Below are 14,219 nucleotides of genomic sequence, written 5' to 3' on the forward strand. Positions count from 1 at the left end.
GGCTCCCGCGCGCTTGCGACGGCGAGGGAGCCCGATTGGGGCAGAGAGGCCAGGACATGCAGTGGCAGACCCATGCGACGTCGAACGACGCGTCATCGCCCATTGGCGCAGATGCCAGCGTCCCTGCCCTCGCGTTGCATCGGCCCATGATGCTGATCGTGCTGCACTGGTTGACTTTTCTGATACTCGTCATTGGCCTGACCTGCATCCTGACGAGGGAACTGCTGGATGGTCGCGCCGTGCGCCAGTGGCTGCTCGATGCGCATCGGGATTGCGGTCTTTCGATCCTGGTGCTCACGGTTTGTCGCCTCGGCTATCGCTTCAGGCTCGGCCGCCTTCCACCGACCGCGCGCATGCCGAGGCTCCAGCACCTGGCGGCCTCCGCGACGCATGCCGCCATGTATCTACTGCTGCTCGCGCAACCCGTCATCGGCTGGGCCATGAGCAGCGCCGCCGACAAGCCTCCCCATCTGTTCGGCTTCAGCCTTCCCTATCTGGTGGCGCCCGATGAGGACCTGGCCGATCGCCTGGCGATCTGGCATGCGGACGTGGCCTGGGTGCTGCTCAGCCTGATCGTGATGCACATCGCGGCTGCGCTGTGGCATCACTTTTTTCGCCGCGACCGGGTCCTTCGCGCGATGTGGCCGGCCGGCCGACGGGCACCGTGACCGAAGCCAAGGAGTCTTCATGTTGAACACGACGTCTTCCCGCCAGCGCCGCCGGACGGTGCTCGCCTGCAGCGCAGGGATGTTGCTGCTGGGCGGCTTATGCGGGCTGTTGGTGAGCCTGCCGGCGGATGCCATTCCCGCCTACGCGCGACAGACCGGATCGGCCTGCGCGGATTGTCATGCCGGCGCGTACGGGCCGGCACTGACGCCTTATGGCATGCGCTTCAAGCTCAACGGCTACACCGATACCGATGGCCAGGGACTGAAGATCCCGCTGGCCGCGCAACTCATCGGCACCCACGCTGTGCCTGAGCGTGGGGACAGTTCGACCCGGCTGACCGAGGCGGACATCTTCATCGCCGGTCGTCTCAACGATCATTTCGGTGGCTTCGCCAAAGTCGAAACCGACAACGATGGCCACAACAACTACAACACCAAGCTCAGCAATCTCGATCTGCGTTTCGTTGCCAAGGATCTGAACCTGGGTAAGAAAGACGCCATGTTCGGCGTCAGCGTCAACAACAGCCCGGGCTTCCAGGATGCGATCGGCGCGTTGCCCAATGCGGCCAGCCTCGGCCCGCCGGCGGTATCGGGAACCCTGCTCAATCCATCGAGCGCACACGCGCTGGCCAATCGCGTACTGGGTGCCACGGCTTACGGTTTCTACGATGCGCAGTGGTATGCCGAATTGGGCACCTATTCATCGATGCAGCCCTCGGTGCAGGATGACCTTGGCTACAACCCCAACGGCGACCCCGGCAAGCTGAGCGGTACGAGCTACCTCCGACTGGCCTGGATGAAGGACCTCAAGCGACAGTTCGTCTCGATTGGCATCGTCACGCTCGATACCACGCGCAAGTTGCCACGCAGTGCGGCGGGCGATGACATCACTGACCTGGGATACGACCTCACTTATCAGTTCCTGGGCAATCGCGAGCACATCGCGCAGATCAGCTACGTGAACATCTACGAGAAGCGTCAGTACGGAAGTACACCGGTCGTTGGTGCACTTTCGGGGCTGCCGCACGGCAGCGCGCGTGATCGCACACTGTCGCTGACCTACACCTTCAGGCAGTCCTATGGAGTGAACTGGGTGCATCTGGTCAGCACTGGCTCGCATGACCCCGTGCGTTACCCGCCCTTCGGCAATCCGGATACGACCAGCGACCTCTACAGCCTGTTCTGGGCACCGTTCGGAAAGGACGATTCATGGACCACCAAAGCCAATCTCAAGATCGCCGCCACCTGGTTCCGCTTCAGCAAGTTCAATGGACGCAGCTCGAACATCTTTGGGGTGCCACCCGGTTCGACCTCCCCGGTGACCAACGCGCACGACCTGGATCAGTTCTCGCTGATCGTAAGTCTCGCGTTCTGACCGGGAGGGTTGGTTCGTGAAGCTTGCGCATGGCCTGCTGCCTGCCATCCTGATCTGGCTCGTCGCTGCTGCGCCCGCCCGCGCCGGTGATCCGCAAGCCGGTGCGAACGTCTTCAAGTCCGAGTGCGCCGAGTGCCACAGCCCCAAAGAGGGCCGCAACAAGAAGGGGCCCAGCCTGTTCGGTATCGTGGGTCGGCATGCGGGCTCCCTGCCCGACTACAACTACACCGATGCGCTCAAGCAGGCACCGTGGGTCTGGACAGAAGACAAACTGCATGGCTACCTATCGCAGCCAGCCAGGCAGGCGAACCCGGGGACGCGGATGAAATACCCTGGACTGGACGACGCCGGGCAGCTGGACGACCTCATCGCTTATCTCGCCACACTGCATTAAGGGGACGAATGACAGGGTGCACCGCAAGGTCTTCGCGACGTGACCTGGACCGATGATGGATGCGTCGCGGTGTCAGGATGACCATCCGGTTCGCACGGGACAGGCCCGGGCGGGAGTGGTGGCGCCACACGCGTGGCGACGGTTCGTCGTCGCAGCCGCCCTGGCTGCCGGCGGATGCATCCCCTGGGGACCACTGATGGCACAGAGTGCGATCTGGCACGGTGCGGTATCCCTTGATTCGCAGCTGGTTGACCGTGGCCTGGCGATGTCGCCGGAAACGCCCATGCTCCAGGGAGCCCTGTCGTGGAACACGGCAAGTGGGTGGTCCGCGGGTGCATCGGCGGCCACGGAAGTGCGTGCGCCCAGTCGCGTCGCGCAGATCCTGGCGCAAGTGTCCCATCGCTGGACGCTGGACCCGGACTGGCAGATCCAGGGCGGGCTCTCTTATTACGACTATCCCGGCGCGGCAAGCCTGCCCGCCTACGATCGCGCCGAACTGGGCGTGACCGCCCAGTATCGGGATACGCTCAGTGTCGGCATATCCGCCATGCGCACCTTCGCATCGGGCGACAGCAGCATCCGCTGGGCCGGTGACGTCGGGTTCCGCTGGCCGCTTCCCTGGCGCTTTTCCCTGACCGCCAGCGCCGGGTACTCGGAAAGCCTCGCCACGCGTTATCGCACCTACGCTCACAGCCAAAGTCATGCATACGGCGACTACGGCCATGGCGATGGCGGCCCCGGCTATTACGGGCATGACAGCATCCACGCCTACGCTTACGGGCACCTCGGCCTGGCCTGGACGCACGGTTCGTGGCGGGTGGCGCTGGATCGGATCATGATCGACCCGGACATGCGGCGCCAACTGGGCGACCTGGCGGCTTCGCCCTGGCTGGGCACGGTGTCCTGGAGCTTTTGACGGCGGCAACCTAATCGCTTTGGCACGGCACTCACGTGAAACCCATGCTTGCTCGAGCAAAGCCATGACTGACGCCGACTTCGACGCCGATACCACCGATCGCATGCTGCTCCAGCGCATGGCGTCAGGGGAGCGCACGGCCCTGGAAGTGCTCTACCGCAGCTATCACGGCCGCCTTTGCAGGTTTTTGTCGCGACTGACCCGGCGACCGGACATCATCGAGGAAGTCATCAACGACTGCTTCTGGATTGCCTGGCAAAAGGCGGGCACCTTCCACGGCGATTCCCGCGTCTCCACCTGGATCATCGGCATCGCCTATCGCTGCGGACTGAAAGCGCTGCGACAGCACGGCGACGAGCCCGTGGATGATGATGCGCTGCCAGAGGACCTGCTTCCGTCGCATGACCCGGGAGAGGATCGGGAGTTGCGCGACTGGCTCAGCAAGGGTCTGGATCGCCTGTCCACCGACCAGCGGGTGGTGGTGGAACTGGTTTACGGCGTGGGCCACTCGCTGGACGACGTCGCGGTCATCATGCAGTGCCCGGTTGGCACCGTGAAGGCCCGCCTGTTCCACGCCCGCGTCAAACTCCGCAATGTGCTGCCCGGCCTGGCCGGCGAATCCCCCACGCAACAAGCGAGCATCCCATGAAGTACTCGACGCACAACGACAGGGACTGTGCCCGCGCCTGGGAAGCCATGCCCTGGGTACTGCAGGACGTCGCGTCCGAGGACCAGGACCAGTGGCTGATGGAACACATGGCGCAATGCGAAGACTGCCGCGCCGAGTTCGCGCAGCAGTCGCGGCTGCGCCAGGCCATGTCCTTGCCGTCGGACGTGCCCGTCGATGTCCATGCAGGCCTGCGCCGGCTCATGGCGCGCCTGGATGCGCCGCAGGCGGAGAGTCTGCCGGCGACGCGGCGCACGGGGTGGATCACGCGCGCCCTGGCGGCCGCCGTGGTCATGCAAGCCATTGGCATCGGCGCCCTGGGCATGCGACTGTGGAGCGAACCTTCTGCGCCGGGAAACTTCCGCACCTTGAGCGACCCCGTCGTCACCACCCAGGCCGGAGCCATCCACGTCGTGCCCGAAACCGGGATGACGCTCGCGGACTGGAATGCGCTGCTGCAACAGCAACACCTCCAGATCATTGCCGGCCCCAACGACGTGGGTGCCTATACGCTCGCGCCGACGAATGGCCGGCCCGCCGACGTGGCCAGCCTGCGCGCCACCAAGGGCATTCGCCTGGCCGAGCCTGCGCTAACGCCATGACCCTTCGCCTGCTGTCCGCCTTGCTGGTCACCCTCGCACTGAGTTCCTGCGCGAGCACGACGGCCGTTCGCGGCCAACAGAATGCGAACGCGTCACAAAGCATGCACATGGACAGCACGCGCGACATTATCCTTGCGGTGCGCAATCCGGTGGATCCGCCGTCGCTTCACGCAGGCTCCAACCTGCTCGGCTACTCGTCAGGTCAAGGATACGGTGCAGGCCAGCGCGCCGTTTCCCAGCTGGACGAACTCAAGCAGCACTACGGTCTGCGTGAAGTCACCGGATGGTCCATCAAGGCGCTCGATCTTTACTGCGTCGTGCTGGAGCCACCCGCCGGCGTGTCACGCGACGCGCTGCTCGCCAGCCTGGGCAACGACCCGCGCGTGGCATTGGCGCAGCCCCTGCAGGACTACGCCGTCTACAGCGACGCGCCACAGGCCGCCCATCGCTACAACGATCCGTATGCCGAGCTGCAGCGTGGATTCGTCGAGACCGATGCCGCGCAGGCCCATGGCATTAGCCAGGGCGACAGCGTCCGCGTCGCCGTCATCGACACGGGCGCCGATGTGACGCATCCGGATCTCAAGGGGCGTGTTGAAGCGGGGGCCAACGAAGTCGACGGCAATGCAGCACGTTTCGAGGCTGATCGCCACGGAACCGAAGTGGCCGGCGTCATTGCGGCGATCGGGGACAACCATCTTGGAATCGTCGGAATCGCGCCTCGCTCGCGGGTTTCGGTCTACAAGGCCTGCTGGTACGCGCCGGACGCACCAGGCATCGCACGCTGCAATTCATTCACGCTTGCCAAGGCCCTCGCCGCCGTACTGGATACGGATGCGCGAATCGTCAACCTGAGTCTGGGCGGCCCCTCCGATCCACTGCTCAAGCAACTGTTGCAGGCCCTGCTCAACCAGCGTCGCATCGTCATCGCGGCGCTGCCTCCCGATGGCTCGCTGGAAGGTTTTCCCAGTGGTGATCCGGGCGTCATCGTGGTGCGCACGTCCACGGCCACCCCGGCACCCGCGGGCGTCGTCAGCGCGCCGGGCAAGGACATCCTGACCACGCAGCCTGGCGGTGGCTACGACTTCACGTCGGGATCGTCGATGGCCGCTGCCCACGTGAGTGGCATTGCTGCCCTGCTGCTCGCCATTTCACCGCAGCTGGACGCGCGACATATCCGCGACTTGCTGCAGCAAGGCAGCAAACCGGTCAACGGAAACAACCAGGTCGACGCGGCCGGCTCGCTGTCCGTGTTGCGCGCCGCGAACATGGCCGGTCGCTAGGCGCCTCAATCCCACTTGTGCACGTACCCGACCTGCACGCCCTTGGGCAGGAAACTCACGATCCAGGGTGAATCGCGCCGGCTCGCCCAGATGCCCACACCCGCACCCAGTGCCGCGCCAACCAGCACGTCGCTCTGCCAGTGACCGTGCGTCTTCACGCGCGCCACGGCGTCATAGAGGGGAAGCAGGGTCAACAGGTAGACCGACGGATGGTCATGGCCGTACGTGACCATGAAGGGGGTCACCGCGGCCGTGATGGTGGCCACCTCGCCGCTGGGAAAACTCTGCGCGTGCCATCCCTGGAAGAACTTGTTCGGATCGGTGGTCTGCGAGGGACGCTCACGCTGGAAGGTCCATTTCAATAGCTGCGCGCTGGCGGCGGACACGGCCATCGCGTCAACTGATCGCCAGGCGGTGTTGCCAAACGTGTCGTCTTCGCCATACCAGACGGCGCTGGCGCCGATGCCAATGATGGTGCCGTACAACAGGATCTGCTGATTGCTGCGTTTCCAGATGCCGCTGTCGTCGTAATGCACCATGTGATCGATACCAAACGGTCCTCCGCCCGCCGCCGCCCAGCCAGGCAACAGCAGGCACAGGGCCGCGAATGCAACGTGCATGGTTCGCATCGCAGTCATCCCGGGAATGCGCGGGTGCATTCCAACAGCAGCGACGCTACGCCCGGCAACTTATAAGCGACTTATCGCCGGATTAGGCTTCTTGAAAGGTGGCGCGGCGTAATGCAAAAGCGTCTCGATTGCAGCACCGATTGACACCGGTGTTCCATCAAACGTATATGCACTCTCCGCCAACCGGCTTCAGGGTCGGTACCAAACCCCATCACCTTCTGCTGCATGAGCGCGACTTCGTCACGGCACGCATCGACACGAAGCTCCGCTCCTGCCGGTCTGCACCGCTCAGGAACCGACATCCATGGACGCCTCGGAACACATCGACCATTACATTGGAAACATGGACGACTGGCGCGGCAAAACGCTTGCCGCCGTGCGCAAGGCCATGCTCGCCGCCGACAAGGCGATCATCGAAGAATGGAAATGGAGGGGAAGTCCGGCATGGTCGCGTGACGGCATGATCGCCGTGGCGAATGCACACAAGGACAAGGTGAAGGTCACCTTTTCACACGGGGCAAAACTCCCCGACCCCGACAAGCTATTCAACAACGGACTGGGCGGCAGCACCTGGCGCGCGATCGACATACATGAAGACGACAAGCTCGATGCTGCGGCGCTCAAGCGTCTCGTCAAGGCAGCCATCGCATTCAATCTGGCGAATCTGAAGAAAAATGCCCGGCTCCGGGCGCCGACGAAGACCACTCGAAAGCCGACCCCCTGACGCCTTCCGCCGCTGCAACGCACCTGGAGTAGGATGCGTCATTGGCCAGCCGCATGTGGTTTCACGCGCCAGGCCGCAGGGGTACCCCGGGCAGATCGCCGCCGTGACCTTTTGCTGGGGTCGCATTGCGGCGCGCGTCCTGCCCGGACTTACCCGATGCATTCATCGTGTCACGGGGGAACTTCATGAAAGTGCGTTTTGCGTTGGTGATGTCGCTTGCTTTGATCGCCCTTCCCGCCTGGAGCGCCGATGCGCCCCCCAGCGATGCATCCATCCACAAGCTGATGGAAGTCACGCAGGCGCAGAAGATGTCGGAAAACATCATGGCCCAGATGCGCGAGGTCATGTTGCGCTCGGCCAAGCAGGCGCTAGGCAACGGGAATGGTGATCTGGATCCCAAGGAGCAAGAGATCGTCACCCGCTCGGTCACGCAACTGACCGACCTGCTGACGAAGCAGGTCGCCTGGAAGGAGCTTGAGCCGTCGCTGACCGACATCTACAAGAAAACCTTTACCCAGAAGGAAGTCGACGACCTGACGGCCTTCTATCTGACGCCTTCCGGCAAAGCCGTGATCGAGAAAATGCCGCTGGTGGTCCAGCAATCCATGGCCATGGGCGAATCCAAGGTCAAGGGCATCGTGCCGCAACTGCAACAGATCAACGAAAACATGGTGAAAGAACTCACCGCCTATCGAAAGTCCAAGGACGCCAGCAAGCAGGGATGAGCTCGATTGCACATGGACGCTCCATCACCTCCTGCTGAGGCCCCACGCCCAGGGTTCGTCATCGTTGCGCTCAAGGCATGCCTTGGGCTCCTGGTCGCACCCCTGGCTCCCGGCTTTGTCGTGATGGTCGCTTCCGTTTTCTCGGGAGCACCCGATGCCTTCGGCTTCGTCGTCACGATCGTCATCACTTACCCGGTGGCAGTGATCGTGGGCCTGCCCACGCACGCCCTGCTCAAGTGGATTCATCGGGTGAAGTGGTGGCATTACACGATCGCCGGATGCCTCGGCGGCATGCTGGCGTGGATCGGATTCGCCCGGAGCATCCTGCGTGACAACCTGATCTTCGCCGGCATCCTGGGGGTCATGGGAGGCCTGACGGCCATGACCTTCTGGGTGCTGGCACGGCCGGATCTTGACCGCAGGTGAAGACTCGCCCGTCCACGGACATGATGCATCCGGGCATGCCCGGAACGCGCATGCTGAAAGTCGATCACGCCGGCGAGTTTGGCGCTATCTGCATCTATACCGGTCAGATCGGGGTGGCGCGTGTTCGTGCACCTCACCTGGTCAGTGAACTGACTGAGTTCCGTGAACACGAGCGCAGGCATCGTGCGATCTTCGCCGCTGAACTGCAGCGCCGCGGCCAGCGCCGATGCCGAAGCTACGCACTGTGCGGCATCGGGGGATGGGTTCTTGGGGTCGTGACGGGTCTGCTCGGACCATCCGCCATTGCCGCCACCACGGCTGCGGTTGAAAGCGTGGTCTTGCGCCATCTTGAAGAGCAGCAACGTCATCTGTTGGGCGTGGATGATGACGCCTTAAGGGCTATATCATCCATCGTCGAAGAGGAACGCCTGCATCACGACCAGGCGCTGACGCAGGTGGCCAAGCAAAGCGCATGGTTTCGAATGATTTACCCCGTCGTTGCCGCCTCAACGGAATGTGTCATCTGGCTGGGCATGCGACGCTGACCTCCCGGTAGCCATACGCCCCGGACTGAAGTCGCCACCGACCTGATCCTTGCATTCCTTCGCGTATGTTCGACGTGCACTGCCTCCAAAGCCCCCGTGCTATCGTCCCGCAGCCCATCCGGTCTCAAGGAGGTTGCTGTGTTCACGAAACCACAGGCTGCCCTGGCCATCTTTCTTTGCGCGGCGTGCGCCACGCTGGCACCACGCACAACACTTGCCGAAAACCCACGCCAGGATGCCGCCGCGGCCTTCGAGAAGCCCGCGCGCGATGGTTCGCACGACTTCGACTTCCTGATTGGCGACTGGAAGGCGCATGTTCGCCGCTTGCCGGACCGACTGAATCATTCGACGGTGTGGAACGAGTACGACGGCATTTCCAATCATCACAAGCTGATCGATACCAACGCCAATTTCGAGCAGTTCGATGTCACCAGTCCCGACAAGAAACTGCACATCAGGGCGCAGACCTTGCGCATGTACAACCCTGACACGCATCAGTGGAGCATCTACGGCCTGGATCTGGACAAGGGCGAACTGCAGGCGCCGGTCGTGGGCCAGTTCCACGGCGACCGGGGCGAGTTCTACAACCAGCAAACCTGGAACGGGCGCATCGTGCTGGTGCGCTGGATGTGGCACAACATCTCGCCCACGTCGGCGCGCATGGAGCAGTCGTTCTCGCCGGATGGCGGAAAAAGCTGGGAGGTGAACTGGATCTGCGAGTTGTCGCGCTAAACCGGCCATGCCCTGGAACTAAGGAAGCTCGCCGAACCGTTCGCGATAGACAGCCGCCACCCAGTCGATAAAAACGCGCACGCGCGGTGCCAGCTGGCGATGCTGCGGATACATCGCCGATACCGGGACGCCGGGGCTATCCCACGTCGCGAGCACTTCAACCAGTTCCCCTCGCACTAGTTCGTCTTCGACGTGATATCGCGGCAGCTGGATCAAACCCGCGCCACTGCGCGCCGCGCTGACGTAGTTTTCCGCGTCATTGACCGTCAGCCACTGGGCGAGGCGCCAGGTCTTCACTTCGCCATCGACGACTAACTCGAAGGGATAGCCCGCGTCGCTGTCGGAGGCGAAGAAACCCACCGCCACGTGGGACCCCAGATCCGCCGGCGTGGCTGGCTGGCCCATGCGAGCAAGGTAATCCGGACTGGCACAGATGACTTCAGGCATGACTGCAAGGCGTCGCGCGACCAGGCTGGAGTCCCGCGGTTCTCCGGCGCGAATGACGCAATCGACGCCTTCGCGCACCGGGTCCACCAGGCGATCGCCCGCGGAAAGCTTCAGGGTGATGCGCGGGTAGCGCGCATGGAACTCGCCGATGCGCGGCATGACTATGCGCGAACCATGCGTGCCATGTACGTCGACGCGCAGCGTACCGGCGGGATCATCGAGACTTTGCCGCAGGGACGCTTCGGCTTCGTCCAGTTCGGACAACAGGTACTGGCAGCGGAGATAGAAAGCCTCGCCATCCAGCGTGGGGCGGACGCTGCGCGTGGTGCGCTCCAGCAGCCGCGTGCCAAGCCTCGCCTCCAGCTCTTTGATGGCCAGGGTCGCGGTGGCGCGCGGCATGTCCAGGGACATGGCGGCCCGGGTGAAGCTTCCCTGCTCCACGATCCGGACGAAAAGCTGCAAGGCGTCGAAGCGGTCCATACGCAATTGTTCGCCCATTCTGAATAGTCTTGTCCGATTTAGCGCGTTTATTCAAAAGATCGCAACAAGCACGATAGACACCTTCTCCCCGCTGAAGGATTTGCCATGAACACTGCTTCACGCACCGCCATCGTGACTGGCGGCTCCCGCGGTATCGGCCGCGCCATCGCCCTGCGCCTGGCGGCCGACGGCTTCGTTGTGGTCATTCACTACGCCGGGCACGCCGAAGCGGCCGACGAAAGTCTCGCGCTGATCCGCGCCGCCGGCGGCACGGCCACGGCCGTACAAGGCGACGTCGGTAACGCGGATGATGTTGCGCGACTGTTCGACGCAGTGATGCGTACGCACGGACGCATCGACGTCGTCGTCAACAGCGCAGGCATCATGCCCATGGCGACGATCGATCCCGATCATGTGGATGCACTTGACCAGGTGATCGCCACCAACCTCAGGGGCGCATTCCTGGTGCTGGGTCATGCGGCCCGTTCGGTTTCGGACGGCGGAAGGATCATTGCACTGTCGACAAGCGTGATCGCCAAATCCCTTCCGTCGTACGGACCTTATATCGCCAGCAAGGCCGGCGTGGAAGGCATGGTCAAGGTGCTCGCCAACGAGTTGCGCGGACGCAACATCACCGTCAACGCGATTGCGCCCGGCCCCGTCGCCACTGAACTCTTCCTCAAAGGCAAGAGCGAAGACCTCATTGCCCGCATCGCCGAACAGGCGCCGCTGGAGCGATTGGGCACACCGGAAGACATCGCCGCTGCCGTGTCTTTTCTCGCAGGGGCCGATGGTGCATGGGTCAACGCGCAGGTGCTTCGCGTCAATGGTGGATTCGCCTGATCAACATCATGCGACGACATGTCCGCGTCTCGACGCTTTCCGTTCACTTCGCACTGACCATGCATCGCGCACGTTAGGCACTTCCCCAGAAGCAACATGGAACTCACCATGAAAGCCATACGATTCGTCGGTGTCGGCAAGCCTGCCGAAGTTGTGGATCTCCCGAAACCCACACCCGGTCCAGGCGAAGTGCTGATCAAGATTGGCGGCGCAGGCGTCTGTCACTCCGACCTGCATGTCATGGATGAAGAGCTTGGCTTGAAGGGTCCCTTCACCCTGGGTCATGAGAATGCAGGCTGGATCGCCGGACTTGGCGATGGCATAACGGGATGGAAGGAAGGCGATCCCGTGGCTGTCTACGGCCCCTGGGGCTGCGGACGCTGCCACACCTGCCAGACATCCGCGGAGAACTACTGCGAGAACCACGCGTCGCTACCCACCATGGGTGGTGGCCTGGGTTCGGACGGTGGCATGGCAGAGTTCATGCTGGTGCCTTCGTCGCGACTGCTGGTGCCACTGGGCAAGCTCGATCCCGCGATTGCCGCGCCGTTGAGCGATGCCGCACTGACGCCCTATCACGCCATCAAACAAGCCCTGCCGATACTCACGCCTGACACCCACGTCGTGGTGATCGGCATCGGCGGACTGGGGCACATGGCGGTGCAAATCCTGCAGGCCCTGAGCTCAGCCACGATCATCGCCGGGGACATCGACGACGGGAAACTCGAACACGCGCGCGAACTGGGGGTGAAGCACACCGTCAACACGCGAAACGGCGAAGAGGCCGCTGAAGCGATTCGCAAGCTCACCGGCGCGCGCGGCGCCGTGCTGGCGCTGGATTTCGTCGGCGCCCAGCCAACTGTCGACCTGTGTACGAAAATTGTCGGTCGCCATAGCCGGATCACGGTGATCGGCCTGGGCGGCGGCACCCTGCACTACGCCGCCAACAACCCGCCGTATGGCACATCCGTGATGGTGCCTTACTGGGGGTCGCGCACGGAGCTGATGGAAGTGATTGCCCTTGCATCGAGCGGCCGCATTCATCCGCTGGTGGAGAAATTCCCGCTGGAGAAGGCACCGGAGGTTTATCAGCGACTCCGCGATGGCAAAATCAAGGGGCGCGCCGTACTGATTCCCTGATCAGGCGCCCGGGTGTCGGCACGCTCAGGGCGTGCCGATCGCCTCTTCGGCACCGGGCGTGTAACGCGGCAGGCGAATCTCGATGGAGGTTCCAACGCCGACGCTCGACTGGATGTTCACCGCCCCCTGTGACTGCGCCGCGAAACTCTGCACGATCGACAAACCAAGCCCCGTGCCCTGGCCCAGCGGCTTAGTGGTAAAGAAGGGATCGAACACGCGCTCCATGATTTCGCGCGTCATGCCAACGCCCGTGTCGGACACCGCCACGCCGACCCAGTCATGCGGCACGTGCGAGCTGACGCCACGCCGCGTGCTGATCGTCAGGCGCCCGCCGTCCGGCATCGCATCGCGTCCATTGATGCACAGGTTGAGCAGCGCCGTTTCCAGTTGATTGGCATCGCAGACGGTTAGCAGCTCGCCTTCGGTCGGCTCGAACTGAAGCCTCACGCGCATTCCGACGGTCCGTTCGATCATGTCGACCATCGAGGCGACCAGCTTGTTCAGGTCGACACACGTGGCCATCAGCGGTTGCCGTCGTGCATACGCCAGCAGCCGCTTGGTCAGCTGGGCGCCACGCTCGACGGATCGGATCGCATGATCGATATGCGTGCCCGCGGCCTCACCGTCACCACGTTTCAGCCGTGCCCGCGCGATTTCAAGGCTGCCCATCACCGCCTGCATGATGTTGTTGAAATCGTGCGCCACGCCGCCCGTCAGCTGACCCAGCGCCTCCAGTTTCTGCGCCTCGAACAGCTGCTGCCGCGTCGACTCAAGCTCTTCTTCAGCGGCGCGCTGCTCGCTGACGTCCCGGATTATCTGCGCATAGCCGCGTAGTACGCCATCCGAGTCGCGCAGCGGACGGATCAGGATGTGCGCAAGGAAACTGCTGCCATCCTTGCGACGATGCCAGTAATCGGCCTCGTAGGTGCCGACGGAGACCGCGCGATCGTAGGCGGCATCCATCGCCTCTTCGTTGGCGCGCTCCTCCAGTGCGAGCAGCGAATGCACGGGGCGGCCCATGACGTCCTGGCGATCGTAACCGGTGATGTGCCGCGCGCCGCTATTCCAGTGCTGGATCAGTCGTTGCTCGTCCAGCATGCAGATCGCGTAGTCCGGCACGCCCTCCACCAGCAGGCGAAAGCGTCGCTCGCTTTCCTCAAGGCGGTTGAGCGCTTCCCAACGCGCCGTGATATCGCGCGTGACTTTCGCAAAGCCGATCAGGCTCCCGTCCACGTCGCGAATCGCATCGATGACTACCAGGGCACGGAACCGGCTGCCGTCCTTGCGCAGGCGCCAGGCTTCGCCATGGAAGCGGCCTTCGCGCGCTGCAGTTCCCAGGGCCTCTTGCGGTTTGCCCTGCTCCCGATCCTCTGGCGTGTAGAACATCGAGAAGTGCCGACCCAGCACTTCTTCGGCGGAGTAACCCTTGATCTGCTGGGCACCCAGGTTCCAGCTGGCGATGTGGCCGCCGGGGTCCAGCATGTAGATGGCGTAGTCGACAACGGACTGGACCAGCAGCCGAAACCGGTCCGCATCGGACCCAAGCACCGGTGAAGCCGCAAGCAAGCCTGAGGACATGGAGTTCGCCGCTGGATTTTTAATGGATGGACGTACGCGACGTTG

17 protein-coding genes are annotated in these 14,219 nt (G+C 63.4%); 14 read left to right on the forward strand and 3 right to left on the reverse strand.

Annotated elements, in window-relative coordinates:
* Positions 1–56 precede the first annotated feature (56 nt).
* The 7 genes from EYV96_RS04485 (at position 57) to EYV96_RS04515 (ending at position 5,905) form a co-directional block, all read left to right on the forward strand.
* On the forward strand, positions 57–668 hold the full coding sequence (locus EYV96_RS04485; RefSeq protein ID WP_131150280.1) for a cytochrome b: 612 nt from the start codon (positions 57–59) through the stop codon (positions 666–668).
* A gap of 19 nt (positions 669–687) precedes the next feature.
* Entirely contained in the window at positions 688–2,043 is a 1,356-nt protein-coding gene (locus EYV96_RS04490; RefSeq protein WP_131150281.1) for a cytochrome C, read from the forward strand.
* A 16-nt stretch (positions 2,044–2,059) separates the two neighbouring features.
* Entirely contained in the window at positions 2,060–2,437 is a 378-nt protein-coding gene (locus tag EYV96_RS04495) for a c-type cytochrome (RefSeq protein ID WP_425478695.1), read from the forward strand.
* A gap of 196 nt (positions 2,438–2,633) precedes the next feature.
* On the forward strand, positions 2,634–3,353 hold the full coding sequence (locus EYV96_RS04500; RefSeq protein WP_165488590.1) for a TorF family putative porin: 720 nt from the start codon (positions 2,634–2,636) through the stop codon (positions 3,351–3,353).
* Positions 3,354–3,417: 64 nt separating this feature from the next.
* Positions 3,418–4,002: an RNA polymerase sigma factor gene (locus tag EYV96_RS04505; RefSeq protein WP_131150283.1), complete on the forward strand. Its 585-nt coding sequence runs from the start codon at positions 3,418–3,420 to the stop codon at positions 4,000–4,002.
* Complete coding sequence (locus EYV96_RS04510) at positions 3,999–4,622, forward strand: anti-sigma factor family protein (RefSeq protein WP_131150284.1); 624 nt, start codon at positions 3,999–4,001, stop codon at positions 4,620–4,622. Before EYV96_RS04505 ends, EYV96_RS04510 begins: the two co-directional genes overlap by 4 nt.
* The gene (locus EYV96_RS04515) at positions 4,619–5,905 is read left to right on the forward strand and encodes a S8 family serine peptidase (RefSeq protein ID WP_131150285.1); all 1,287 of its coding nucleotides are present in this window, start codon (positions 4,619–4,621) and stop codon (positions 5,903–5,905) included. The genes EYV96_RS04510 and EYV96_RS04515 overlap by 4 nt, the downstream gene beginning before the upstream one ends.
* Positions 5,906–5,910: 5 nt before the next feature.
* Here EYV96_RS04515 and EYV96_RS04520 read toward each other — a convergent pair whose 3' ends face one another.
* Positions 5,911–6,525, reverse strand: a complete 615-nt coding sequence (locus tag EYV96_RS04520) for a phosphatase PAP2 family protein (RefSeq protein ID WP_240732340.1) — start codon at positions 6,523–6,525, stop codon at positions 5,911–5,913.
* 313 nt (positions 6,526–6,838) lie between these two features.
* Here EYV96_RS04520 and EYV96_RS04525 point away from each other — a divergent pair, with 313 nt between their 5' ends.
* The 5 genes from EYV96_RS04525 (at position 6,839) to EYV96_RS04545 (ending at position 9,686) form a co-directional block, all read left to right on the forward strand.
* The gene (locus EYV96_RS04525; RefSeq protein WP_131150287.1) at positions 6,839–7,258 is read left to right on the forward strand and encodes a DUF1801 domain-containing protein; all 420 of its coding nucleotides are present in this window, start codon (positions 6,839–6,841) and stop codon (positions 7,256–7,258) included.
* A gap of 185 nt (positions 7,259–7,443) precedes the next feature.
* A complete protein-coding gene (locus EYV96_RS04530) occupies positions 7,444–7,983 on the forward strand; it encodes a DUF2059 domain-containing protein (RefSeq protein WP_131150288.1) in 540 nt (179 codons plus the stop codon).
* Between the two features lie 123 nt (positions 7,984–8,106).
* On the forward strand, positions 8,107–8,409 hold the full coding sequence (locus EYV96_RS04535) for a hypothetical protein (RefSeq protein WP_131150289.1): 303 nt from the start codon (positions 8,107–8,109) through the stop codon (positions 8,407–8,409).
* 50 nt (positions 8,410–8,459) lie between these two features.
* A complete protein-coding gene (locus tag EYV96_RS04540) occupies positions 8,460–8,954 on the forward strand; it encodes a demethoxyubiquinone hydroxylase family protein (protein WP_131150290.1) in 495 nt (164 codons plus the stop codon).
* 138 nt (positions 8,955–9,092) lie between these two features.
* Positions 9,093–9,686, forward strand: a complete 594-nt coding sequence (locus EYV96_RS04545; protein ID WP_131150291.1) for a hypothetical protein — start codon at positions 9,093–9,095, stop codon at positions 9,684–9,686.
* A gap of 18 nt (positions 9,687–9,704) precedes the next feature.
* On the opposite strand, the gene EYV96_RS04550 is transcribed toward EYV96_RS04545, so the two are convergent.
* Positions 9,705–10,613, reverse strand: coding sequence for a LysR family transcriptional regulator (locus EYV96_RS04550; protein ID WP_131150292.1), 909 nt, complete (start codon positions 10,611–10,613; stop codon positions 9,705–9,707).
* Positions 10,614–10,718: 105 nt separating this feature from the next.
* Here EYV96_RS04550 and EYV96_RS04555 point away from each other — a divergent pair, with 105 nt between their 5' ends.
* Positions 10,719–11,456 (forward strand): SDR family oxidoreductase, encoded by a 738-nt coding sequence (locus EYV96_RS04555; RefSeq protein WP_131150293.1) that lies wholly within the window; start codon positions 10,719–10,721, stop codon positions 11,454–11,456.
* 108 nt (positions 11,457–11,564) lie between these two features.
* Positions 11,565–12,596, forward strand: a complete 1,032-nt coding sequence (locus EYV96_RS04560) for an NAD(P)-dependent alcohol dehydrogenase (protein WP_131150294.1) — start codon at positions 11,565–11,567, stop codon at positions 12,594–12,596.
* 24 nt (positions 12,597–12,620) lie between these two features.
* Here the strand turns inward: EYV96_RS04560 and EYV96_RS04565 are convergent, their stop codons facing one another.
* On the reverse strand, positions 12,621–14,174 hold the full coding sequence (locus EYV96_RS04565) for a hybrid sensor histidine kinase/response regulator (RefSeq protein ID WP_131150295.1): 1,554 nt from the start codon (positions 14,172–14,174) through the stop codon (positions 12,621–12,623).
* Between the last annotated feature and the right edge of the window lie 45 nt (positions 14,175–14,219).

It is taken from the genome of Dyella terrae (assembly GCF_004322705.1).
GTDB classification, from domain to species: domain Bacteria; phylum Pseudomonadota; class Gammaproteobacteria; order Xanthomonadales; family Rhodanobacteraceae; genus Dyella_D; species Dyella_D terrae.